The sequence below is a fragment of the Rhizobium rhizogenes NBRC 13257 genome, assembly GCF_000696095.1.
Lineage (GTDB): Bacteria > Pseudomonadota > Alphaproteobacteria > Rhizobiales > Rhizobiaceae > Rhizobium > Rhizobium rhizogenes.
This window is the reverse complement of sequence record NZ_BAYX01000027.1, coordinates 36,794-57,670: the sequence shown is the minus strand read 5'-3', so window position 1 is coordinate 57,670 and position 20,877 is coordinate 36,794. Positions and strand designations below refer to the sequence as shown.

Below are 20,877 nucleotides of genomic sequence, written 5' to 3'. Positions count from 1 at the left end.
CCAAGCGGAACAAGAATGACGCTGCCGACGCCGAAGGGCTGTGCGAGGCGATGAGCCGCCCAACGATGCGGTTTGTTCCGGTCAAGACAGTGGATGAGCAAGCGGCACTCATGCTGATCAGCGTCCGTACCCGTCTGATAGCCAACAGAACCCAACTCGCCAACGCTATACGGGGCTACGCCAATGAATTCGGCATTTCCGCAGCCAAGGGGCTAGCACATATTCCGATGCTGCTCGAAAGGGTACAAGTTGAGAAAACTGTGCCAGAGCTCGCACAGGAATTGTTCATGAGCCAGGCCGAGGAATACGCTCAGCTGGAAAAGAAGATTGCGGCTGTGGAGGCCAAGGTAAAGGCATGGCAGCGTAACGACGAACGCAGCAGACGTCTCAACACCATTCCCGGCATTGGCCCAATCGGTTCGGCTCTTTTGATCATGAAGACACCCGCTCCGGAGCTGTTCCAATCTGGCCGCCAGTTCGCAGCCTGGATAGGGTTGACGCCAAAAGATCACTCGACCGGCGGCAAGCTGCGGCTCGGTGGTATCACGCGAGCCGGCGATGAAGCTCTGCGGGCCGTCTTGGTGGCAGGAGCAACCGCTGTCATTCATCACGCGCGGCGATCTGGTAAGGCTTCTCAATGGTTGGCGGAACTGCTCAGACGTAAGCCGCCTAAACTGGCAGCTGTCGCACTTGCCAACAAGATGGCACGCATAGCCTGGAAACTCATGATCTCTGGGCAAACATACAGCGCACAATCAGGAGCAGCTTTGACGGGATGCGCCACATGAAGATTGGCGAGCAAGAACCCTGGATATCCTGATCTTCACCACGTGTTTGTGATACAACAACTTGCAGGATAATAGCAGATGGTGTGATCGATCGATCCGGGACACAGGATACTCCGGAAATCCCTTTGGCTCCTCAAGGCCGCCTTGATGTTTGGGACCTGTGTTGCGGAAACCATCTTGGCCAGCGTTCATGTGCGGACGCAACAACAGGCCGGACATATGGACGCAAGCGATCTGGTCAAATTATCTCGAGATATCTTGCAAGTCGGGGCCGTCCACATATGGGGTTTGAACTCTCGGCGCCCTATTTATCTTGGCCACTTCGAATCAAATCAACTACTTGGCTTTCGAGTCGGAGGACAGCCTATTCCCCAAACGGAAGCTCAATGTCTTCGCGGTTTTTCTTTGCCCCCTCGATCAGGACCATCTTGAACCGCTCGGCATCTTCTGCCGGCAACATCCCCACCCCGGTTCGAACACCTTCCTGCCACGCAGGCCCGCGCTCCCACGCTTCGTTGTAGACAAGCGCCAAGTCGGCAGATCGCCTCGTCTGCTGTAGGGCTTCAAAGAGCAGCGCAGCTTGACGAACATCCTTCTCTCGCTTCGCCGGCCCCTGCCCGTCAGTGTGCCGACGGCTGGCGACTATAAGCTTGTGGATCGCATACCTGGACGGATCCGGGACGACGACTGGGACACCGCTTCGGTGGAGCAGCATTGTCCTGACAGGTTCCTTGATGAGGAAATCGAGAAAGCGTAATGGATCCGCACTGGCGCCGCCGAGGGCGGGCATCGTGGCCGGCTGGTCGATGTAGTCGTCCGAACCACGGTTTGACGTCAGGAATTCAACCCTGTAGCCGTCGGCATTCTGAAACGCCGACGAGGCCGCGGATCCCGATCGATGGAGAACTGGCCGGAAGCTGGCGTCGACGCTTTGCAGAAGCTCAACAATCGGAGGCAGGCTGTCTTCAACTTCCCAGCTGATGGCATAGTCCTGGGCGATGTCCGCATCGCCGGTCAGGATTGCAGCCATGGGAAGGCGGACGCCCAGCAGTCCTGAATAGCACTGAAAGGCCACTGTGCCTATGAGAACACCGCGGAGCCGAAAAAGACCGCCGTCGGCAAGAGCCTCGACGATGTCGCCCGACATCGCGTCAGGAGCGATCATCCCGCCTTCACGGGTCAGGGTGTTGACCATGCGCCTGCGGGCGCGTAGATCGTCCTTGTCCCGCTTATGATCAGCTACGCGCTGCGCGATATCCGGATCGTCAGCAGGACCGACGTAACGACGTTTCGTACCACCGTGTCCATCCGGGATGTCGAAGTACCAGTACTTGCGCCCCTTGATGTTCGCCGGGGTGAACCGACCCTCCGGAGGGAAATCGGCCGTCCAGGCGGCGTCTAGCGAACGCTGACCTAGCTCGGCGAGCATCGTCTGATACATGAGGTCGATTGACTTCATAAGCGCGACTCCGCGTTATACTGTTTCTCAAAAACAGTATAACGATCGAGAGGATGGGTAGCAAGATTAGATGCTAGCCCTATCGCCTTGATGGGAGCTGAACCAATGACCTTTAACCAAAGCTTGCGATCTCTTGCCTTTGCTGACATCACTTTGCCGGCAAAAATGGCCAGATTGGGGTCGAGAGCAGACTGTCCGCTGCCAGGACAGCCAACGCGAAAGCAGACATTTGGGTATTCGCCGCCAAGAGCTGGAATTGGCCCGAGCCATACCATCGCCGGATAAGCGCGGGCCGCCTAGGCGGCCCTCTCTTTCCGTATCAGGGTGAGACCGAAAATCCCCAGTCCGACCAACGTCAGAGCGAACCCGGCCCAGACAGCGGAGAGAAGGCCGTAACCTGCCGCGATCGTAAGACCGCCTGCCCAGGCACCGATGGCATTGGCGACATTGAGCGAGGCGAGATTCATGGCACCCATCAGGCTCGGGGCTTCCGGAGCGAACCGGGTCAGACGAACCTGGATGGTGGGGATGGCGGCCATCATTGCACCACCGACACCAAACATGGCCGGGAAGAAGATCCAGGGGTTCGCACCACCAACGGCCAAAATTGCCATGATCACCAGAGCGCTGCCGAATCCGAGCGCGATGCCGCGAGCGGGATAGCGGTCTGCGAGCTTGCCGCCATAGACATTGCCGGCGGTCATGCCGATGCCGAACAGTGTTAGCGCCACCGGGATCATTGCAGGGGCAAGGCGGACGGTGTCGGTGGCCATGGGAGCGATGAAGGTGTAGACCGCGAAAATGCTGGCGACACCGAGGGCAGCGACGAGCATTACGCCCCAGACCGGGCCCTTGCGCAGGGCCGAGAGTTCCTGGATGACCGGAACACCGTCAAGCGCTTTGGTGCGCGGCACCCATTGCCGGATGGCGCTTAAGGCCAGAAGCGAGAAGGCGGCGACAGCAAGATAGGTTTCGCGCCAGCCGATAGTCTGGCCGAGGAAGGTGGCGAGCGGCGAGCCGACGATCGTCGCGACCGTCAGGCCGGTCATGACGATAGCGAAGGCCTTGCCAGCCTGGCCGGGGCCGACGGTGTAGGACGCGACAACCGCGCCGGCGCCGAAATAAGCACCCTGCGGCAGGCCGCTGATGAAGCGTGCCAGCATCAGCAGGCCGAGATCCGAGGCAACGGCTGACAGGACATTGCCGGCAATGAACAGACCCATGAGGGCAAGCAGCAGCGTGCGGCGATTGAGCCGGGCCGCCGCCAGCGTTATCAGCGGCGCGCCGATCACGACGCCGAATGCATATGCCGTGATCGCACTGGTGGCCTCGGGAACGCTGATGCCGAGACTATTGGAGAACAGCTGAATGATGCCCATGCTGGCAAATTCCGACGTTCCGATCGAGAAGCTGCCGAGCGCGAGCGCCAGCAATGTCAGGTTCTTGGAGCGGGCTGCTCCATTGGTTTGCGCGGGAATGTAGGCTTGAACTTCGGAGGTGATGGACATTTCAATGATCCTTTCAGGAGCGGAATGGAGTGCGGTCGCTTGGCGGAACTCAAAACCGGCCTGGTGCTTGACCACATGGATCTCACGTCGGGCCGGGCAGCAGTAGCCAGGTCGCGTTCTCACGATTTGAGAAGAAAATTCACAGATGAGTGCACGCTGCGCTGACAGCGCGCACTCTGGCGGCTACGCCCGACCCCACTTGTAAACTGGCGCGGGGGTAGCGGCATGGACAACAGAGCCGGTGAGGCGATGGTTTTCGTTCAGGTCGCCGAGGCCGGCAGCTTTTCCGAGGCCGCCCGTTTGCTGATGATGACCCCATCGACGGTTTCACGGTACCTCGCATGCAGGGGTTCCTGGCGGGCGAGCCACGTGGGGATACCGTTGCCACCAGCACCTAAGCTATGCCTTAATTTGCAAGTCATGACCTTCACTCCAGAGCGGGAAGCGGTGCTTCCGGGTTGACGAGGCCGGTCTGGCGGATTTCATACCAGAAGTCGGTGGGGATCTGTTCGGCAAGTGCCGCGCTGTCCTCCACGATACGGCCCGGCTTGCTGGCGCCGGGGATGACGGCGGCGACGGCGGGATAGGCGAGCGCGAATTGCAGGCCGGCTGCCTTCATGCTCACGCCATGGCGGTCAGCGATCGCCTTGATGCGGGCGACCTTGTCGAGGATCGCGGGCGTGGCGGGCGCATATTCGAAGTTCGGGCCGCCGACCAGTGCGCCGGAGCTGTAGGGACCGCCAACGACGATGCCGAGACCACGTTCGGCAACCATCGGCATCACGCGCTGCAACGCCCGATCATGATCGAGCAGTGTGTACCGACCGGCCAGCAGAAAACCATCCGGCCGCGGTTCTTGCAGGGCCAGCAGCAGTTCGATCGGTTCCACACGATTGACACCAAGACCCCAGGCCTTGATGACCCCTTCGTCGCGCAGACGATCCAGTGCCTTGAAGGCGCCCTTGCGTGCGCTTTCGAAGATAGCCAGCCACTCGTCACCGTAAAAATCCTGCGCCACATCGTGGACCCAGGCGATTTCGATATGGTCGGTCTTCAGGCGTTTCAGGCTGTCCTCGATCGAGCGCAGGGTCGCATCTTCCGAGTAATCGTTGACGATCTTGTTGGGGCGGCCATACTTGAAGACATCGCCCTTCTCGCCTAGGTCGCGGACGCTGATATCCTCGATCTCGTCGAGAATGACGCGGCCAACCTTGGTGCTTATCACATAGTCTTCACGCGGCTTGTCCGCCAGCGCCTCACCCATGCGGATCTCCGCAAGGCCTGCGCCATAGAAGGGCGCGTTGTCGTAATAGCGGATACCGTCATTCCAGGCGGCTTCGACGGTGGCGAGCGCTTCGGCCTCCGGAATATCGCGGAACATGTTGCCGAGCGGGGCTGCGCCAAAACCGAGCTTGCTGGGGAGAATGTGCTTGAGAGTCATTGTCTTATCCTTTTGATGTTAGTGGTGCGAACCAGGACCCGTCCCTGTTGAACGAAAAGATGGGAGGGAGTGGTTTGAGCCGGTAGCCGGTCGAGGTTCGCAGGATATGCGAACGGAACTCACAGATCCTGCGCAGACCGGTCCGACCGTTCAGCGCGCCGCCTTCTCGATCACCCCGGCGACATCCTCTGCCTTCGAGATCAAACCGGCTTGGCTGGCGGCGATCTCCGTCACCTCGGCCTTCATTCGGCTGGCAAAGACGCGCTGGGCGTCGGCCGGCACAGTCCGGTCTTCGGTCGTCACGACATAGAAGTTCGGCTTGTCATGCCACGCCGCGACCTCGGTCACTGCTTCAAAATTGGCGGGGTTCGAGGGCAGTTGCTTCTGGGCCAGCGCTTCGGCTTCGGCCTGGGGCAAGTCGCCGGCGAAGACGGTGGGGAAGGCTGCGGGGTCGACGATCACAGCGCCCTTGTCATTGGGGCGGATGGCCTTGGCGCCCTCGCTCGGCTGGCCGCCGGCCAGCAGCTTGGCGAGCGATTCGCCTTTTTCCGGGCCAAAGGCCGAGACATAAACAAGCGCCTTGACCTTGGCGTCGTCGCCGGCCTCGCCGATCACCACGCCGCCCCAACTATGGGCGACCAGCACGGTCGGCCCGTCCTGTGCGGCGAGCGCCGCTTTGGTGGCGGCGACGTCGTCGGCCAGCGAGGTTAGCGGATTGGCGACCTGGGTGACGTGGTAACCCTTGGCGCCGAGGATGGCGGCAACCTTGTCCCAGCTCGATTCATCGGCGAAAGCGCCGTGGACGAGGACGATGTTCCTGGCCGGCTGGGCGAGGACGGGAGCGGCACCGAAAACAGCGGCGCCGAGCATGAGCGTTGACAGGATATTTTTCATTTCCATCTCCATATGTTGTGTTAAGCTCTGGACGATCGGCAATGTTCTTCCCACCGGTGCCGGTACGCGGCGCCATGGACTGGATCTCTCCGTATCGTCAGGTTTTGATTGCGTTTTCGCTTCAAGCGATGACTGGAATATAGAGCTTTCCGCATGACAAGCCATGATCGCGCCTCCCAACATCTTGCCCTGGCGTCCGAAACCCATTTCCCGATGATGGCTTCGCGTGAGGATTTCCTGTCGCAGATCCTCACGCTGATCCGTCTTAGGGGCGAGCTCATTTGTTCGGCCGAGCTCGGCGCGCCCTGGGGCCTGACTTTCGAGCCCGGTTCGGGTTATCTTCACGTCGTATCGGAGGGCGAGCTGCGACTGACAGCGAGCGACGGAAAGACCGTCTATGCCAGGGCCGGTGATCTGCTGGTCATGCCCCAGGGAACAGGACATGTGATCGGCACTCCGGGGGCGGAGCCGGTCGAGGCACGCGGGCTGCTCAAGGCGCAGCTGCGCGACGATAACCTCGCGGTCCGCATCCAAGGAGGCGGGCCTGTCACCCATCTGGTGACGGGCGCCTTCCGTTTCGAGGGTGACAACATGCCCTCCATGCTCGCGGTGCTGCCGTCGGTGATCCATATTCAAGGATCGATGGATGCGGATGAAAAGGGCTGGCTGGAGGTGCTCGCGCAGTCATTGCTTTCTGAGGCAAGGGCGGCGCATCCCGGGTCGGCCATCATGATCTCGCGGCTGATCGACGTGCTGGTCATCCGGGCGATGCGCATCTGGGTGCGTACGGCCCCACCCGAGGAAAAAGGCTGGCTCGCGGCGCTGGCGGATGCAAGGATCAGCCGGGCGCTCAAGGCCATTCATGACGAGCCGTTCCGGCGTCGCACTGTCGCCGAACTCGCCGCGATGGCCGGGATGTCGCGTTCCAATTTTGCCGAGCGTTTTTCCACCCTGGTGGGCGCCGGACCCCTGCACTACCAGACCCGGTGGCGCCTGCTGCTGGCGAGCGACATGCTGCGACGCTCCGATGCGAGGGTAAGCGACGTCGCCCGCCGTGTCGGCTACGACTCCGAGGCCGCCTTCAGCCGCGCCTTCAAGGCGCAGTTCGGCATTCCACCCGTCATGGCGCGGGCAAGCTAAGCGAAGGACTCTGCCAAAGCTCTCGATGTGCCGCTGTCGGCGTTAGCATCCCGCCTCGCCAGCCAAGACAGTGTCTGCTTTCGAGCCGCCGCTTGGCGAGGCTCTATGACTGAAATGAGTGCGCAAACGACGACTACAACGATGACTACTCAGAGAAGCGGCTAGGGGCCTAAGTGGAAGATAGTCTCGCTCACGCGTTTTTTAACGACGCTGATCGTCTTGCGAGGGCTGAGGCACGAAACCGAAGCATTCGAATATGGCCTCACGGCCGAAAGTAAATCCTCTCGCTCTTGAGTGGAATCGAACCACCGAGGCACATTAGATTCGCTAATGAGTTGAAAATTGCAATCACCTTATGCAAGCTTAACGTTGGCTACGGCGTAAGCTGCTATTATGACCCAATCCCGTTGGAACGACGCAGTCGTGTGTCGAAAGTAGCCTCAAATTTCTTGGCACTGCCGAGCGCTGTGGCTGAGAATATGAAGGTTCTTGAGCGAGAAACTCGGGAGCATGGCCGCCGCTTCAATCGGTGATTTCCTTCGTCGGCGAACAACCGTAGCGTCGGCATTGTTACCAGGCCAGTTTCAGTTCTGCCCTGAGATAATTGCTGTCGCGGCCACCCACAGCTTCGAGCGCCGAGCCGACCCGGTAATGAACAGCCTCCAGCGACCCCGTGAGATTGGGATTGAAGCGGTAGTCCGCCTTGACCTGCACATAAGCTCCGGTCCATGCCTGCCCCTTACCCGCCGTGCCAGCGACGCGAACGCTTGGCAGGGTGTAGACGGCGTCCCGTGTTGTCTGTCGCCAGAGCAGTCCGACCCCGGCCATCAGGGTCAGGTCTTCTGTCGGCTGAACGGTAATCGACGGCTTGAGGTGAATGAGGTTAGCATATCCGGTATGGCCGCCAAGCGAGAAATAGAAGCCGTTCGGAAACAGCGGGTTGAAGGTACCAAGCGTGCCATCACCTGCGTCCCGGTCGCCGGACGCCACGTCGAACTGCAGACCGATCCGCGGCGACCAGGGGACATCCTCGAAGGTATAACCAGTCCTCGCACCGACGGCCCAGGCCAGAATGTCGGCTGAGCCGACCTGGCCAACCTGTCCCATCGCTTCGGCATCCCAGTCGAAACCGGCATATTTGCCGGCCGACCGGATATCGAGCACATGCCTGTCCTCCTCACCCGACGCGGCCAGAAAAGTGGCGTGCTTGCGCTGATAGAGCGCATAATAGCCCGAGACCTCGATCGTCGGCGAGAGTTGCCACTCGACGCGGGCGCCGCTGAACAGCACATCGCCGCTTGATCGATCATCGAAGGGGTTGTCATCCCGATACTGAACCGGCTGGCTGACAAGACCATAGAAGCGCCATGCATCCGTCTCCCATCCGGCCCAGACGGCATCGAACGCCTGGCGGACATTCGGCCCGTCGCGCACCGATACGAACCGCTCCAAATCAAACGCGAAGTCTTGCCGACCGACCCTTGCCCTGAAGGTTCCTAGGTCAGTCTCCTGCGTATAACCGATGAATGCGAGCCGAAGGTCAAATCGGTTTGCGTCGTTGGGGCCGACTACCGTCTTGTCGAACGCACGCACATCCTCGAACTGCGTGAACAGCTGCCAGTTTTCATTCAGGTGAACGTCGATCTGGAACTGCGCACGCTGTAACCAATAAGAATCTCTGGGGTTCGCTGGCACGGTTCCGAAAGCCGGCGCATCACTGACTTCGAAGATTTCGCGTAGATTGAGCCCTAACGAGATGTAGCTGTCAGGATTGGAGGGAAACAACGGAATGTATTTGAGACGATCCAGCGGCTCACTCCGCAGTTTCGGATCCGCGAGAGGCGACCAGTCCTCCTGCGAGCGGTCGGCCTTTATCGAGGGCCTTTTCTGCTCCAAGGAAAAATCATCCGCCGCCAGGGCTGACCGGTAGCCCCCTTGAGCAAATGCGAGAGCGAAAAGCGAAAGCAGGAGTGACAGCGCCATGGATACGAACCGAAGGCTGAGCGCCATTGAAAATGGCAAGGTGAAACATCTCTTTTGGTCAATCATCTGTTCGCCTTTCAGCCTTCGGCACGCGGCCACATCTTGCATCAGCTTCTGGTGGGTGGTTGACGCCGTCCGCCATTGGCACGGCGAAGCATGGGGCGCACACGGCCACCCCAGTTGCGTATCGACTGACTGAAGGTGGAGTTCGTCACCGGGCGCGTTTATGGTGAAATCGTTTTTCGTCGCGGGGGGGCGTGCACGGCTGCGCTGCTAGATGACTTCGGCCAACTCAACCACGTTCCCGAAAGGATCGGCAAAGAAAGCGATCTTGCGGCTAATCTCGTTGACCTGAAACGGTTCGCTGAGGATCTTTACGTCGCGGCGGCGCAGCTCTTCCACAGTGGCTTCGATATCGGCGACGGTCAGGCAGAAATGGTGGTAACCGGCATGCTTCAAGCTGTCGCCCAGGTCCTTGTAAACCGGTACCTTATGCGGACCCAGGTCGCCACCGGCAAGCAGTTCGACCATGAAACGATCGTCATTTGGCGGCGCAAGATAGGCGAGTTGTTGGTCAGCATAGGGCCATGTGTGGATGACCCGCCAGTCGAGCTTATCCTGATACCATTGTATTGCGGTGTCCCGATCGGGAACACGGATCGCAACGTGATGTCCGCGCACATCCGCGAAAAATGATGATGGGCTCTTCGCAGGCAGGGTGAAGTCAGCCAATTTTATTCTCCTCGATATAACGACGCCCCCCTTGACGCGCTTTGTTTTCGACGGGGTATTGAACGGTCGCCGTCAATGTAGGCGATGGTACTTTCGCCGCGGTAGGGTACGGCCAGGCGGCGAAAACGCGGCCCAATGAGCTCCTGAAATGGAACTGTCGGTGGAATGGGAGAACCATTCCGCTCAGTTCATTTTTCCCCATGATAGCTGCCGAAGTATTTTACGGGTGACCAAGCAGGAAGGATGTCGGGCAGTTTTGGCGATAGAGCGCTGTAGTCCTGCGCACCAAACACCACCTTTCCGTCCATAATAGTCAGTACGGAAGAGATGGAGCTGATTTGATCTTCCGGCACGGCGAAGTAATCCCTGTCGAGAACGGCGAAGTCTGCCAGATTTCCGGGGGCGATTATGCCTAGTTCGGCTTCTGCATTCATGAACCAGGCGGCACCGCTGGTGAACAGTTTCAGCGCCTCGGTGCGGGATAGGCGATTATTCTCGGCAAGTATCTCGGATCCGGACACAGACTTGCCAGATACCATCCAACTTATAGCCACCCAAGGATTAAACGTGGCTGCCCGGAAGGCGTCGGTGGTCATGGCCAGCGGCATGCCGCTATCGACGAGCATACGTAGACGCGGCGTCTTCAACGCCTTCTCGCGACCATATGTCCTGATGAAGCCATCGCCGTGCAGCGCCATTTTGGCGTCGAGGGCAATCCCGCCACCCAGCTTTTTCACCCGAGCGATGTTCTCCGGACTGATGGTCTCAGCGTGCTCGAGACTCCATTTCAGGCCATCGAGCGGGATCGTTTCGTTCACCTTCTCCAGCGCGTCGAGAAAAGGGGAGATGTTCTCGTTGTAGCTGACGTGCATGCGGAACGGGATGCGCCGCTGGACCAGCTTCAGCACATCCTGCTCGACAAAGCGCCGCATCTTCTCAGGCTCAATGATGACAGCCGGACGGTCGAAGTTCTCATGATCGTGCACTTCCCCGCTCAGAACCTCCCCGGCACCTCGATATTCGTGGCCATGTGCCAGGGTGGGGTGGAGGTTCTGCCCTGGACTTATAGGCGCCGTTTTCGTGATTGCCTCAATTTCAAGATCCACCATGTTTACCGGCCCGCCGTCGCCGAGTTGCAAGTCCACAAAGGGCATGCGCACATTGAGGCGGTTGTCTCGTGCAAGCACGTCTACCCTCGCCTGGGCCTCCGGGTAGGGCCACCTGCCGCCGTTATCGATGATCGAGGTCACGCCGAACCGGTTCAGACCGTGAATGCTATAGATCAACGAACTCACTTGTTCGTCGAACGTCGGCTGCGGCACCATGCTCTCGAGAGCGAGAAACAACCAAGTATAACCGTGGACCACACCAGTGAGATTACCGCGGCTGTCCATTTCGAATTCGGTGTCCGGCACCTTTGGGAACCGATCGGTACCCACGCCAAGCGCCTCCATCGCCTGCTTGTTCAAGAAGGCTTGGTTATAAGCATATTGCACGATCATGGGGCGATCGGGCACGGCGCTGCGCAATTCATCCAGCGTGGGGAAGCGGTTCTCCTCGAATTGGTAGGGTGACCAGCCTCCGATCACTTTGACCCATTGGCCCTTCGGCGTGCGTGCGGCCTGCTCGCTCAGCATCGTCAATGCCCGGCGCAGCGTCGGCACGCCATCCCATCGAAGATTGTAATTATAGGCCAGATCGTTGAGGACATGGATATGGGCGTCAATGATGCCGGGAATGAGTGTGCGGCTGCGAGCATCAATAATCGGGGTGTTGGAGTTCTTTAGACCGAGAATGTCCGCATCAGAGCCGACGGAATAAATGCGGCCATCCTTGACCGCCAAAGCCGAAGCTTCGGGGTGAGCACGGCTGCCGGTGAAGATCTTTGCGTTGATAACGATCAGATCAGCGCCGGGCTGTTCCTGCGTCGTTTGTGCCTGAACTGCGGAGAAAGAAAACGCTATCACTAAGGCGATGAATATCTTTCTGATCATTTTACCCTCGTTCGACTGATTTTACGAAATGCGGTCACTCGGAGCCGGTGCCATGCGGATGCGCGCGAAGGGCGAGGAAGTGAGTCCAAGCCGTCTCAAAAGGTCACTACTTTTTTCGCACACCATCGTTGAAGGCCGACTTGTCGGAGGACAAAAGCCCTTGTGAACACGTCCAAGTGGACAGTGCCATTGCAATTTCGGCTACGGTAGGCCATCAAATTGACACACCGTGTCGCCGAAAAGGAAACACCAATGGATATTGAGGAACTGCGCACTTTCGTGGAGATTGCTGACGCGACCGGCGTCACACAGGCAGCGCGTCGGCTTGGCGTTTCCAAATCGCTCGTCAGCCGAAGGCTTGCTCGACTTGAGCAATTCCTGGGCGTTCAATTGCTCGCGCGAACGACGCGCGGCGCCTTCCTGACCGAAGCTGGCGCGACGTTTCGCGAGCACGCGGCAAAGATCTGCAGCGAGTTTGAAGTTGCAAGGGAGGCCACTCTTCCCTCCGGAGATCTTCGCGGCCGGTTACGTGTCGCTGCGCCGCTTTCCTTTGGCCCAACACATTTTGCTCCTATCCTCTCACAAATGGCCCGCAGACATCCGCAACTACAAATCCTTTCTTCCTATACCGATCGTTTCGTAGATCTCGTCGGAGAGGGGTTTGACTGCGCTATTCGGCTTGGCCACCTTCAAGATTCCGCCCTAATCGCACGACGTGTCGGATCGATCTTCGGCATACTGGTTGCGAGTCCCGAATACATCGAAGCTCACGGTGCTCCCGTCACACCGGACGAGATCGTAAATCATCAAGTCGTCATGCGAGACGACGAGAGGTGGCAATTCATGGATGGCGATAAAATTGTTACGGTGCGTCCCCAGGGACGCTTCGTAGCGGATAGCGGAATATCGCTCGTATCTGCCACTCTAGATGGTATTGGGATCGGCTACCTGCCAGAACCGCTTGTCGCGGATCATGTTCGTTCGGGCGCATTGGTGCCAATCATGACGCGTCATCCGATTCCGCCAGCCGGCATGTTCGTCGTGAGGCCGCCCGGCCAGCATCCCTCGCGAAAGGTGAGGATCCTCACTGAAATGCTCATCGAACGTTTCGGAACCGCGGCCGTCAAGGACGGCGCGGCAGGCCTCGGCAGGCAAGACGAATGATCGGCATGTGGGTAATGGGTCGCCGCGATTCCCGATTATACAGGAATCTGACCTGGATCAGCGATCGCGGACGCGGCTAGTTCCTCCCCAACGTCACGAAATGGCTTCTCTTAGTGTCGAGTTGATCAACAACGAAAGGTGCCGCCGATGCAGTAATGGCGCGGTGCTGGATGCGAATGGATGACCCACCACTATTTCGCTGGGTAAGGCTCGATGTCTGCTGACCAATAATGCTTGGCGATATTCTGAGAGTTTCGGATGACGTGGTAGGCAGTTTCAGGGTTTCCTCCCTCAAATGTATCCGGGTCTGCGCCACACATGAGACAATACATTCGCTGGTGAACAACTGCCGCGAAATATTGCATCGCCGGCACAGCATCTTCCTGGCCGATCGCTCGCATATCCTCGGCAGCTTGTTTGGTCGCATCCTCCAAGGCACGCGAGACTGTGGCGGCAAGAGTCTTATCGGTACGACTTATGACCTTAGCAATCTCGCGCTCCACCAAGGTCGGGTCAGAAGTGTTTTCGGTCATTGTTCAGCTCTCCGGCAGTAGCTTGAAGGGACTGCTTCGCCTCTTGTACAGATAGCTGTTCTTCCGCATAATATTCCTTATCGTCGGCTCTGGTTCTTTGTTCAGCAGAATTCCTCACTTTCTCAAAACATCCTGCCATTCCGCATGGCGCTGGATCTGTGCTTTCGCGAACGGGCAAAGCGGTATGATCGTGATGCCTTCGCGCCTGGCATCCTCAACCGCTTGGCGGACCAATTGCTCGCCAATTTTTCGGCCACGCAACGCCGCAGGAACATCTGTGTGATCAATAACGATCAGCTTTTGACCCGCTCGGCTGTATGTCATCTCGGCTTCGATCCCATCAACCACGATCCGGTAGCGTCCCTTGGCGGCGCCATCTTCCCGTTCAACCTCGTCGCTCAATACATTTCCTCCATCATCAATCCAGTGCTCAACGTGTCGCTCCATCCTTAGACGGTCATCTGATCGAAACCGACCGGCAGAAATCAATCGGGCAAGGGAATGTGCTCGTCCCTGTCGTCAACCGGGAGATCGAAACGCCCCTTCCCCCAGTTCCCGGCACGCCATTCGGCCTTGGCTTCTTCGATCCGCTCTTGCGAAGAGGCGACAAAATTCCACCAAATGTAACGCGGACCAGGAAGCGTCGCGCCGCCGAGAATCATTAACCGGGCGCCTCTTTCGCCAGCGGTCACGGTGATCCTGTCACCGGGGCGAAACACCATCATCTGCATCGCTTCGAAGTCCTGGCCAGCGATCGAGATAGAACCGTCGACGATATAGATCCCGCGATCCTCGTGATCATCCGGCAGAGGCAGGCGGGCGTCTGCCTCCAGCGTGACATCGGCATAGAAAGTCTCGGAAAACATCTTCGCGGGAGCAACCTTGCCATAGGCGTTTCCCAGGATAAGCCGAATCGTGACGCCGCGATCCTCGACCGTGGGCAGCGCCTCTGTTCCATGGTGTTCAAACATCGGCGCCATGTCTTCATGGTTGTCGGGAAGCGCCACCCAGGTCTGGATTCCCAGCAAGCTTTGCGGCCCGCTGCGGCCTTCCGGCGTGGTGCGCTCGGAATGCGAGACGCCACGGCCCGCGATCATCCAGTTCAGGGCGCCGGGGCGAATGATCTGATCGGCACCTGTGCTGTCGCGGTGATGGAATTCGCCTCGATAAAGATAGGTCACGGTACCGAGCCCGATATGCGGATGCGGCCGCACATCAATGCCCTGTCCAGTCACAAGTTCTGCTGGTCCGACCTGATCGAAGAAAATGAACGGTCCCACCATTTGCCGTTTCGGAGCGGGCAAGGCGCGACGGACTTCGAAACCACCGAGGTCGCGCGAACGGGGGATGATCAAAGTGTCGATTGCATCCAGACCACCCTCTTCAGGACAGGCCGGGGCAATAGCGGGGTTCCAGCTCATGCATGTTCTCCTCTTCACTCTCCAGCGTTAACTCCACTGAGCTTCTCTTCCGTTTTGCTGCCCGCTAGGCGGAGCCGCTATCGACTCTAAAAAATGATGGCACCCGCGACTAGCCGCGGGAAACGGGACGCTGTGTCGCAGAAAGCAAAACATGCTCTTGCAGCATCAAACCTCGGCGCCCCAAAGACGCGTGTCTTTCTCAAAGGATTCGATCAGGAACTCCGAGAGGATCCGCACCTTTCGGGATGGATGCGGGCTGGGAGGTCGTACGACATAGACCCCGCCGATCGGTAGCGGAAAACGTGTCATGATCGGAACGAGAGCCCCTGAAGCGAGATAGTCGCGGGTGACGCAATCGGGGAGCCAGGCGATGCCGAGCCCTTCAGCGGCCGCACTCGCAAGCGCCATGCCGTTGTCGGTCCTGAAGCGGCCCTGCGGCTGCACTGTGACGATCTTTTCGCCATCCATGAATCGCCAGCTCTCCGCACCGACCAGAGCCTGGTGCGACGCGATGTCTTCCGGCGTCTGCGGCGAGCCGTGCAATCTTATATAGTCCGGGCTCGCCACCAGCTTGCCGTAGATCTGGCCGACGCGTTTTGCGATCAAATTCGAATCGCGAAGAGCGCCGACACGGATTGCACAATCGAACCCGTCGACGATCAAGTCAGCGAACCGATCGCTGTAGTCGGCTTGTATCTGAAGCTGCGGGTGGTGGCGCGCCATTTTGGCCAGGACCGGTGCAAAATGCACCGGACCCGATGTCAGCGGAACCGCGATCCGGAGGCGTCCGCGAAGGTCACCTTGCGGCAGGATCGCCTCGCGCGCGGTGTCGATCTCGGCGCAGACCCGTGCTGCGTGGTCGCGAAACAACGCCCCGGCTTCCGTCAGACCGGCTCCGCGTGTCGTTCGTGCAAGAAGCTGGGCGCCGAGCGCACCCTCGATCCTGGTGAGAGCGCGGCTGACCATGGACTTGGAGGCCCCCAGTCTACGCGCAGCCGAAGTGATGCCTCCCGCATCGGCAACCTCGACGAATACCCGCAGATCTTCGATGTCCATTTGGCATTCCTCCGTTCCGACACCGTGGATACCCGTCCTATCGCGCTGCCCTGATGATCGGAGCGACCTCGATGCCCAGAAGCTCGATCGACTGCTTCATCGCGGTCGTTTCAAGCGAAGCCGTACTCATCTGGAAGGTGATGCGCGAAAGGCCACCAAGCGTTTCGTTGGCCTGCAGCATCTTATCCGCAACAGTTTTAGGATCGCCGACCAGGAATGCACCGTCAGGACCCGCCATGATCTCGAACTGCTGTCGCGTCGGTGGCGACCAGCCGCGCTCACGACCGATCTTCGTCGTCAGATGCGCCCATCCGGGGAAGAAGGCATCCTTTGCGGCCATGTCGGTCTCGCCGACGAAACCCATTGCATGCATCCCGACCTTAAGCTTTTCCGGGCCGTGCCCGGCGCGCAGACCGCTTTCGCGATAGAGATCGACAAGCGGCCGGAAACGTTCAAAGTTGCCGCCGATGATCGCCACCATCAAGGGAAGGCCAAGTGCACCGGCGCGAGCGAAGGATTCGGGCGAACCGCCAACGCCGATCCAGACTGGAAGCCGCAATTGATGTGGACGCGGAAAGACGCCTTGCCCTTTGAGTGGCGGACGAAAGCGGCCTTCCCAGGTGATATCTCTCGTCTCGCCGAGCTTGAGAAACAGGTCGAGCTTTTCGGCGAAGAGCTCGTCATAGTGGCGCGTATCCAGGCCGAATAGCGGATAGGCCTCGATGAAGGAGCCTCGACCGACCACGAGCTCGGTGCGCCCCCCGGAAATCAAGTCGAGCGTCGCGAATTCCTGAAATACCCGCACCGGATCGGCTGCGCTTAGAACCGTGACCGCGCTCGCCAACCGGATCCGATCCGTGCGGGCCGCGGCCGCGGCCAGAATGACGGCCGGGGCGGAGTCGAGAAACTCACTGCGGTGATGCTCGCCGATACCGAAGACATCGAGCCCGACGCGATCTGCGGCCACGACCTCCTCGATAAGCTCAGCCATGCGATCCGACGGTGACGGGAGCTTACCCGTTTTCGGATCGGGAAGGATTGCTGCAAAACTGTCGATACCGATTTCCATGCTTGAGCCTTATAAGTTTCGCCCGGTTTGTTGCCACGCTACCGGGCGAGTTTCATTTCCACCCTCAAATAGTCGCCGTCGCGATGGTCGCAGGCGCATCTTTCGCGTCGGTGCACGGCCGGCCCAAGCTTGAACTCGCTTGAGTCGGGATGGCGAGGCTCGACTTTGGGGCCTTTACAGTGACATCAATTCGAGATTCCGCCATCCCAGTCAGCTTTTAAAGACCGGCCTGGCCGGTCGCCTGTACGGGCGTATTGAGGAGCTGCTGCTCCCACAGATAGGCGATGCCGCTACCACCGGCATGCTCGATGATGACGTCCGTCAGCGCAGCCGCAGTTTCCTCGCGAGCCCAATCGCGCTGCCATTCGGCGGCGATCGCGAGCCAGGTCATCATGTTGATGCCGGCCCCGATCATCCGCTGGATGGCGACCTGATGCGCCTCGACCGAGGTGCCACCCGACGCGTCGGTAATCACCGTAACGTCCCACCCCTCGCCGGCGGCCTGGATAGCCGGCATCGCAACGCAGACTTCGGTCCACAGACCAGCAATGATGAGCTGCTTGCGGCCGGTGGCCTTGACCACGTCCACGACTTTCGGGTCCTGCCAGGTGTTGATGAATGTACGGTCGATCACCTCTTGTCCCGGGAAAACATCGGTGAGGTGTTTGAAGAGCAGACCACCCCGGCCGGCGATCACACTCGTCAGGATCGTAGGAACGTTGAAAACCTTTGCCGCTTTCGCAAGCGCCGTGGTGTTGTTCACCACCGCCTGCGGATCGTGGCTGTTCACGTTCGCGAGCTGATAAGGCTGGTGGTCGATCATGACGAGGACGGAGTCTTCGGGACGAAGAAGTGAGTCAAGGCCGTTACGAAAGGTCATACTTACATCCTATGTTGGCGATTGATTGAGACACGCTCAGGAGAGGTGAACACCCTCCGAAGCGGCGGCTGCGAAAGGACCTTGTCATTCCCGTTTTCGATGCGGTAGTCATCGTTTGTGCCGAACAGTGTCGCGAAACGGGGAACGCAACATGGACATTGAAGATCTGCGGACGTTTGTGGAGGTTGCGGATGCGGGCGGAGTGACGTCTGCTGCGCTCCGGCTGGGCGTCTCCAAATCAATGGTCAGCCGACGGCTCTCAAGACTTGAGGCGGAGCTTGGCGCCCAGCTGCTCGCAAGATCCACGCGCGGGGCGTCCTTGACGGAAGCGGGCGCCACTTTCCGGGATTATGCCGCCAGGGTCAGCGCCGAGATCGATGTCGCCAGAGACACGATCCTGCCCGCCGGCGAACTGAGCGGCCGCCTGAGAATTGCGGCACCCCTGTCGTTCGGGCCTACCCACTTTGCGTCTGTCATTGCGGATATGGCATTGCGCCATCCGCAACTGCAGATCCAGACCAGCTATAGCGACCGTTTCGTGGACTTGATCGGGGAAGGGTTTGATTGCGCGATCCGGGTCGGTACGCTTCAAGATTCCAACCTGATGGCAAGACGCGTTGGTCCTCTCTACGGAAAATACGTCGCGAGCCCCGCCTATATAAAAGCCCATGGCTCGCCGGAAACACCGGAGGAACTCGTCACGCATCAGGCGCTTATGCAGGGGATGGAAACGTGGCAGGTGATGGACGGCGACAAGATCCTGACCATTCGCCCGCAGGGCCGTTTCAAGGCTGACAACGGGGCGGCTCTCGTCGTCGCTGCTGCGGCCGGGTTGGGTATCGCTGCCCTCCCCGATGGCCTCACCCGGGACTATCTCGATTCCGGCACGTTGGTGACGGTCATGAAAAATCATCCACCACCCCCGGCCGGAATCTATGTCGTTCGTCCGCCGGGACAGCACCCCTCTCGAAAGGTCCGCGTCCTGACCGAGATGCTGATCGAGTGTTTCGATGATAGCAGGCAAGGAAACCAACAGCCCATCTAGCGGATATAGAGCGACAGATCGAGACGGTCCCGGAGCTGACGCGCAGGCCGGCGACTATGGTCGGCAGATACTTTGAGTGGAACGCCGTTACCCGGTCAATTGCGACTGCGTTGAAGCGGCATTCCGTCAGCGCTGCGTTGATCGCATAGCCACCGCCGGCGCAAATTCCGAGAGGCTTAATGCGCTCTTCGTACAATAAGGAAGCGTCGTCAGGACATCGACCGCTTAACGAATGTCTTCGATCCGGGCGGCCGGATCTTCGAGGGCTCGCGGCTTGCCGCCGCTCTCGCCCTGGTAGGAAGAATCGAAGGTCAGCGCCAGAAAGCCTCGCTCAGCCAATCTCGCCGGATAGATCACACAGATCTGCTCCTTCACGTTGCTTCCGGGGTCGACAAAACAAGTGCCGGATATGACCAGCTCTTATCAAACCCCGGCCGCAGATGAACATTCCCGGCAACGTCGATATTTCTGTTCCTGAACGAAATACGTTTCATACCGACTGCCCTCCTCCTGCCAAACCATTTTTCGACACCTCAGCGTCAGGGTGTCATCACGACGCGGCCCAATGACCTTGCCGTTTCTGCATACTCGTGTGCTTTTGATGCCTCTCGCAGCGGGAAGACATTATCGATGACGACGTCGAGCCGTCTTTCCGCCACAGCCTCGAGAAGTTCGTCAACCGTCCCGTGCACGGCAGGCCGTTCGAACAGCGATCCCATGAAAACGCCATGAAGGGTCTGATTGTTCTGCATCGGGGACCAGAGATCGACGTCGAGATCGCCACCGCCGGCATTCCCCACAAAGACGAGACGCCCTTCGGCTGCCAGCGCGGAAAGGGAACCTTGCAAGGTCGACCCCACGGGGTCGATTACAAGATCAGCCCCCTTGCCATCGGTCAACCGACGGACTTCACCAACAACATCCTGCTCAAATCGATCAATGACATGGGTAGCGCCAAGCTTGCTCAGACGCGTTTGTCGTTCGCGACCGCCGGCAGCCGCAATAACCGTCGCCCCCGCTTGACGCGCGAGCTGAATGGCTGCCAGACCGACGCCGCCAGCGGCGGCCTGGATCAGAACTGTTTCGCCTTCATTTAGCCTGCCCTTGGTGATGACGCAGTGGCGGGCCGTCCCGAAGGAGATTGGTAGCGCTGCGGCTTGCACCATGTCGACGTCGTTCGGGATCAACCATGTGCGTGAGGCAGGCACGGCCCAGAGTTCGGCATGCGATCCCTGCATGTCGAAGGCTGTCACTTTTTGGCCAACCGTCCGATCCCTTACATTTTCACCGATCGCGACGATGGTCCCGGCAGCAGCATAACCGACGATCCACGAAGGGCGCTGCGGCGTCGAGCGCCGATTGACCAGGTCGCCGCCTTCAATCGAAATCGCCTCGACCGCGATTAGAACGTCCCCCGGTCTACAGACGGGATCCGGCACATCGGCATATCTTAAGACTGTCGGGGGGCCGGGGTTGTCATAGACTGCAGCCTTCATGTACCATTCCTTTCCTGTATAGGACGTTCTGCCTTTAATGGTCACAACGGTTGCAGGCCGCCTCTCAGCCCATCCGTGCCGCCAGGATATGTTCCAGATCCTTCAGCGCTGCAGCGGCCGTCGTCTGCCCCAAGCTCGCTTCAGCCATGCACTCACATCCCCGGTCTCTCGTTTTGAAGCGGCTAGCAACAGGCCTTGCCTGGCCGGTCTACTTCTCACTGAGTTTGGTAGAGTTGCCGAGCAGGCTCGAATAGTCATCGCATCGGCAAAACTC

19 protein-coding genes and 1 pseudogene are annotated in these 20,877 nt (G+C 59.3%); 5 read left to right on the top strand and 15 right to left on the bottom strand.

Going from position 1 to position 20,877, the window contains the following annotated elements:
• Positions 1-788 (top strand): IS110 family RNA-guided transposase (locus RRH01S_RS31875; RefSeq protein WP_042477344.1); only part of this gene is annotated, 788 nt, incomplete at its 5' end.
• Positions 789-1,152: 364 nt separating this feature from the next.
• On the opposite strand, the gene RRH01S_RS31870 is transcribed toward RRH01S_RS31875, so the two are convergent.
• Entirely contained in the window at positions 1,153-2,247 is a 1,095-nt protein-coding gene (locus tag RRH01S_RS31870; RefSeq protein ID WP_042477342.1) for a nucleotidyltransferase family protein, read from the bottom strand.
• 296 nt (positions 2,248-2,543) lie between these two features.
• Entirely contained in the window at positions 2,544-3,755 is a 1,212-nt protein-coding gene (locus RRH01S_RS31865) for an MFS transporter (RefSeq protein ID WP_015918050.1), read from the bottom strand.
• Between the two features lie 225 nt (positions 3,756-3,980).
• Between RRH01S_RS31865 and RRH01S_RS35060 the strand changes: the two are divergent.
• A pseudogene (locus RRH01S_RS35060) lies at positions 3,981-4,097 on the top strand (helix-turn-helix domain-containing protein); the annotation flags it as partial.
• An 85-nt stretch (positions 4,098-4,182) separates the two neighbouring features.
• Here RRH01S_RS35060 and RRH01S_RS31860 read toward each other — a convergent pair.
• Together RRH01S_RS31860 and RRH01S_RS31855 are read right to left on the bottom strand one after the other, a co-directional pair.
• The gene (locus tag RRH01S_RS31860; RefSeq protein ID WP_015918051.1) at positions 4,183-5,196 is read right to left on the bottom strand and encodes an aldo/keto reductase; all 1,014 of its coding nucleotides are present in this window, start codon (positions 5,194-5,196) and stop codon (positions 4,183-4,185) included.
• A gap of 150 nt (positions 5,197-5,346) precedes the next feature.
• Positions 5,347-6,090, bottom strand: a complete 744-nt coding sequence (locus RRH01S_RS31855) for an alpha/beta hydrolase (RefSeq protein ID WP_042477358.1) — start codon at positions 6,088-6,090, stop codon at positions 5,347-5,349.
• Positions 6,091-6,243: 153 nt separating this feature from the next.
• Here RRH01S_RS31855 and RRH01S_RS31850 point away from each other — a divergent pair, with 153 nt between their 5' ends.
• A complete protein-coding gene (locus tag RRH01S_RS31850; protein WP_051696857.1) occupies positions 6,244-7,230 on the top strand; it encodes an AraC family transcriptional regulator in 987 nt (328 codons plus the stop codon).
• Between the two features lie 570 nt (positions 7,231-7,800).
• On the opposite strand, the gene RRH01S_RS31845 is transcribed toward RRH01S_RS31850, so the two are convergent.
• The 3 genes from RRH01S_RS31845 to RRH01S_RS31835 form a co-directional block, all read right to left on the bottom strand.
• Positions 7,801-9,279, bottom strand: a complete 1,479-nt coding sequence (locus RRH01S_RS31845) for an alginate export family protein (protein ID WP_015918054.1) — start codon at positions 9,277-9,279, stop codon at positions 7,801-7,803.
• A gap of 207 nt (positions 9,280-9,486) precedes the next feature.
• Entirely contained in the window at positions 9,487-9,945 is a 459-nt protein-coding gene (locus RRH01S_RS31840; protein WP_015918055.1) for a VOC family protein, read from the bottom strand.
• 188 nt (positions 9,946-10,133) lie between these two features.
• Positions 10,134-11,939 carry an amidohydrolase gene (locus RRH01S_RS31835; RefSeq protein ID WP_015918056.1) on the bottom strand — a complete coding sequence of 602 codons (1,806 nt, stop codon included), beginning with the start codon at positions 11,937-11,939 and terminating at the stop codon, positions 10,134-10,136.
• A 252-nt stretch (positions 11,940-12,191) separates the two neighbouring features.
• Here RRH01S_RS31835 and RRH01S_RS31830 point away from each other — a divergent pair, with 252 nt between their 5' ends.
• Complete coding sequence (locus tag RRH01S_RS31830) at positions 12,192-13,103, top strand: LysR family transcriptional regulator (protein ID WP_015918057.1); 912 nt, start codon at positions 12,192-12,194, stop codon at positions 13,101-13,103.
• Between the two features lie 191 nt (positions 13,104-13,294).
• Here RRH01S_RS31830 and RRH01S_RS31825 read toward each other — a convergent pair whose 3' ends face one another.
• The 6 genes from RRH01S_RS31825 to RRH01S_RS31800 all read right to left on the bottom strand — a co-directional run bounded on the left by RRH01S_RS31825 (position 13,295) and on the right by RRH01S_RS31800 (position 18,062).
• The gene (locus RRH01S_RS31825; protein ID WP_015918058.1) at positions 13,295-13,636 is read right to left on the bottom strand and encodes a hypothetical protein; all 342 of its coding nucleotides are present in this window, start codon (positions 13,634-13,636) and stop codon (positions 13,295-13,297) included.
• A gap of 114 nt (positions 13,637-13,750) precedes the next feature.
• Positions 13,751-14,038: a GNAT family N-acetyltransferase gene (locus RRH01S_RS33835; protein ID WP_015918059.1), complete on the bottom strand. Its 288-nt coding sequence runs from the start codon at positions 14,036-14,038 to the stop codon at positions 13,751-13,753.
• 83 nt (positions 14,039-14,121) lie between these two features.
• Positions 14,122-15,057, bottom strand: a complete 936-nt coding sequence (locus RRH01S_RS31815) for a pirin family protein (protein ID WP_034520821.1) — start codon at positions 15,055-15,057, stop codon at positions 14,122-14,124.
• Between the two features lie 165 nt (positions 15,058-15,222).
• Positions 15,223-16,113, bottom strand: a complete 891-nt coding sequence (locus RRH01S_RS31810) for a LysR family transcriptional regulator (protein WP_015918061.1) — start codon at positions 16,111-16,113, stop codon at positions 15,223-15,225.
• 37 nt (positions 16,114-16,150) lie between these two features.
• Positions 16,151-17,182, bottom strand: coding sequence for an LLM class flavin-dependent oxidoreductase (locus RRH01S_RS31805; RefSeq protein ID WP_042477337.1), 1,032 nt, complete (start codon positions 17,180-17,182; stop codon positions 16,151-16,153).
• A 217-nt stretch (positions 17,183-17,399) separates the two neighbouring features.
• Positions 17,400-18,062: a hydrolase gene (locus RRH01S_RS31800; protein WP_015918063.1), complete on the bottom strand. Its 663-nt coding sequence runs from the start codon at positions 18,060-18,062 to the stop codon at positions 17,400-17,402.
• 151 nt (positions 18,063-18,213) lie between these two features.
• Between RRH01S_RS31800 and RRH01S_RS31795 the strand changes: the two genes are divergently transcribed.
• Complete coding sequence (locus RRH01S_RS31795; protein ID WP_042477334.1) at positions 18,214-19,107, top strand: LysR family transcriptional regulator; 894 nt, start codon at positions 18,214-18,216, stop codon at positions 19,105-19,107.
• Positions 19,108-19,332: 225 nt separating this feature from the next.
• Here RRH01S_RS31795 and RRH01S_RS34595 read toward each other — a convergent pair whose 3' ends face one another.
• Positions 19,333-19,482, bottom strand: a complete 150-nt coding sequence (locus RRH01S_RS34595) for a hypothetical protein (protein ID WP_155293897.1) — start codon at positions 19,480-19,482, stop codon at positions 19,333-19,335.
• A 164-nt stretch (positions 19,483-19,646) separates the two neighbouring features.
• The gene (locus RRH01S_RS31785) at positions 19,647-20,603 is read right to left on the bottom strand and encodes a quinone oxidoreductase family protein (RefSeq protein WP_015918066.1); all 957 of its coding nucleotides are present in this window, start codon (positions 20,601-20,603) and stop codon (positions 19,647-19,649) included.
• Positions 20,604-20,877: the final 274 nt, after the last annotated feature.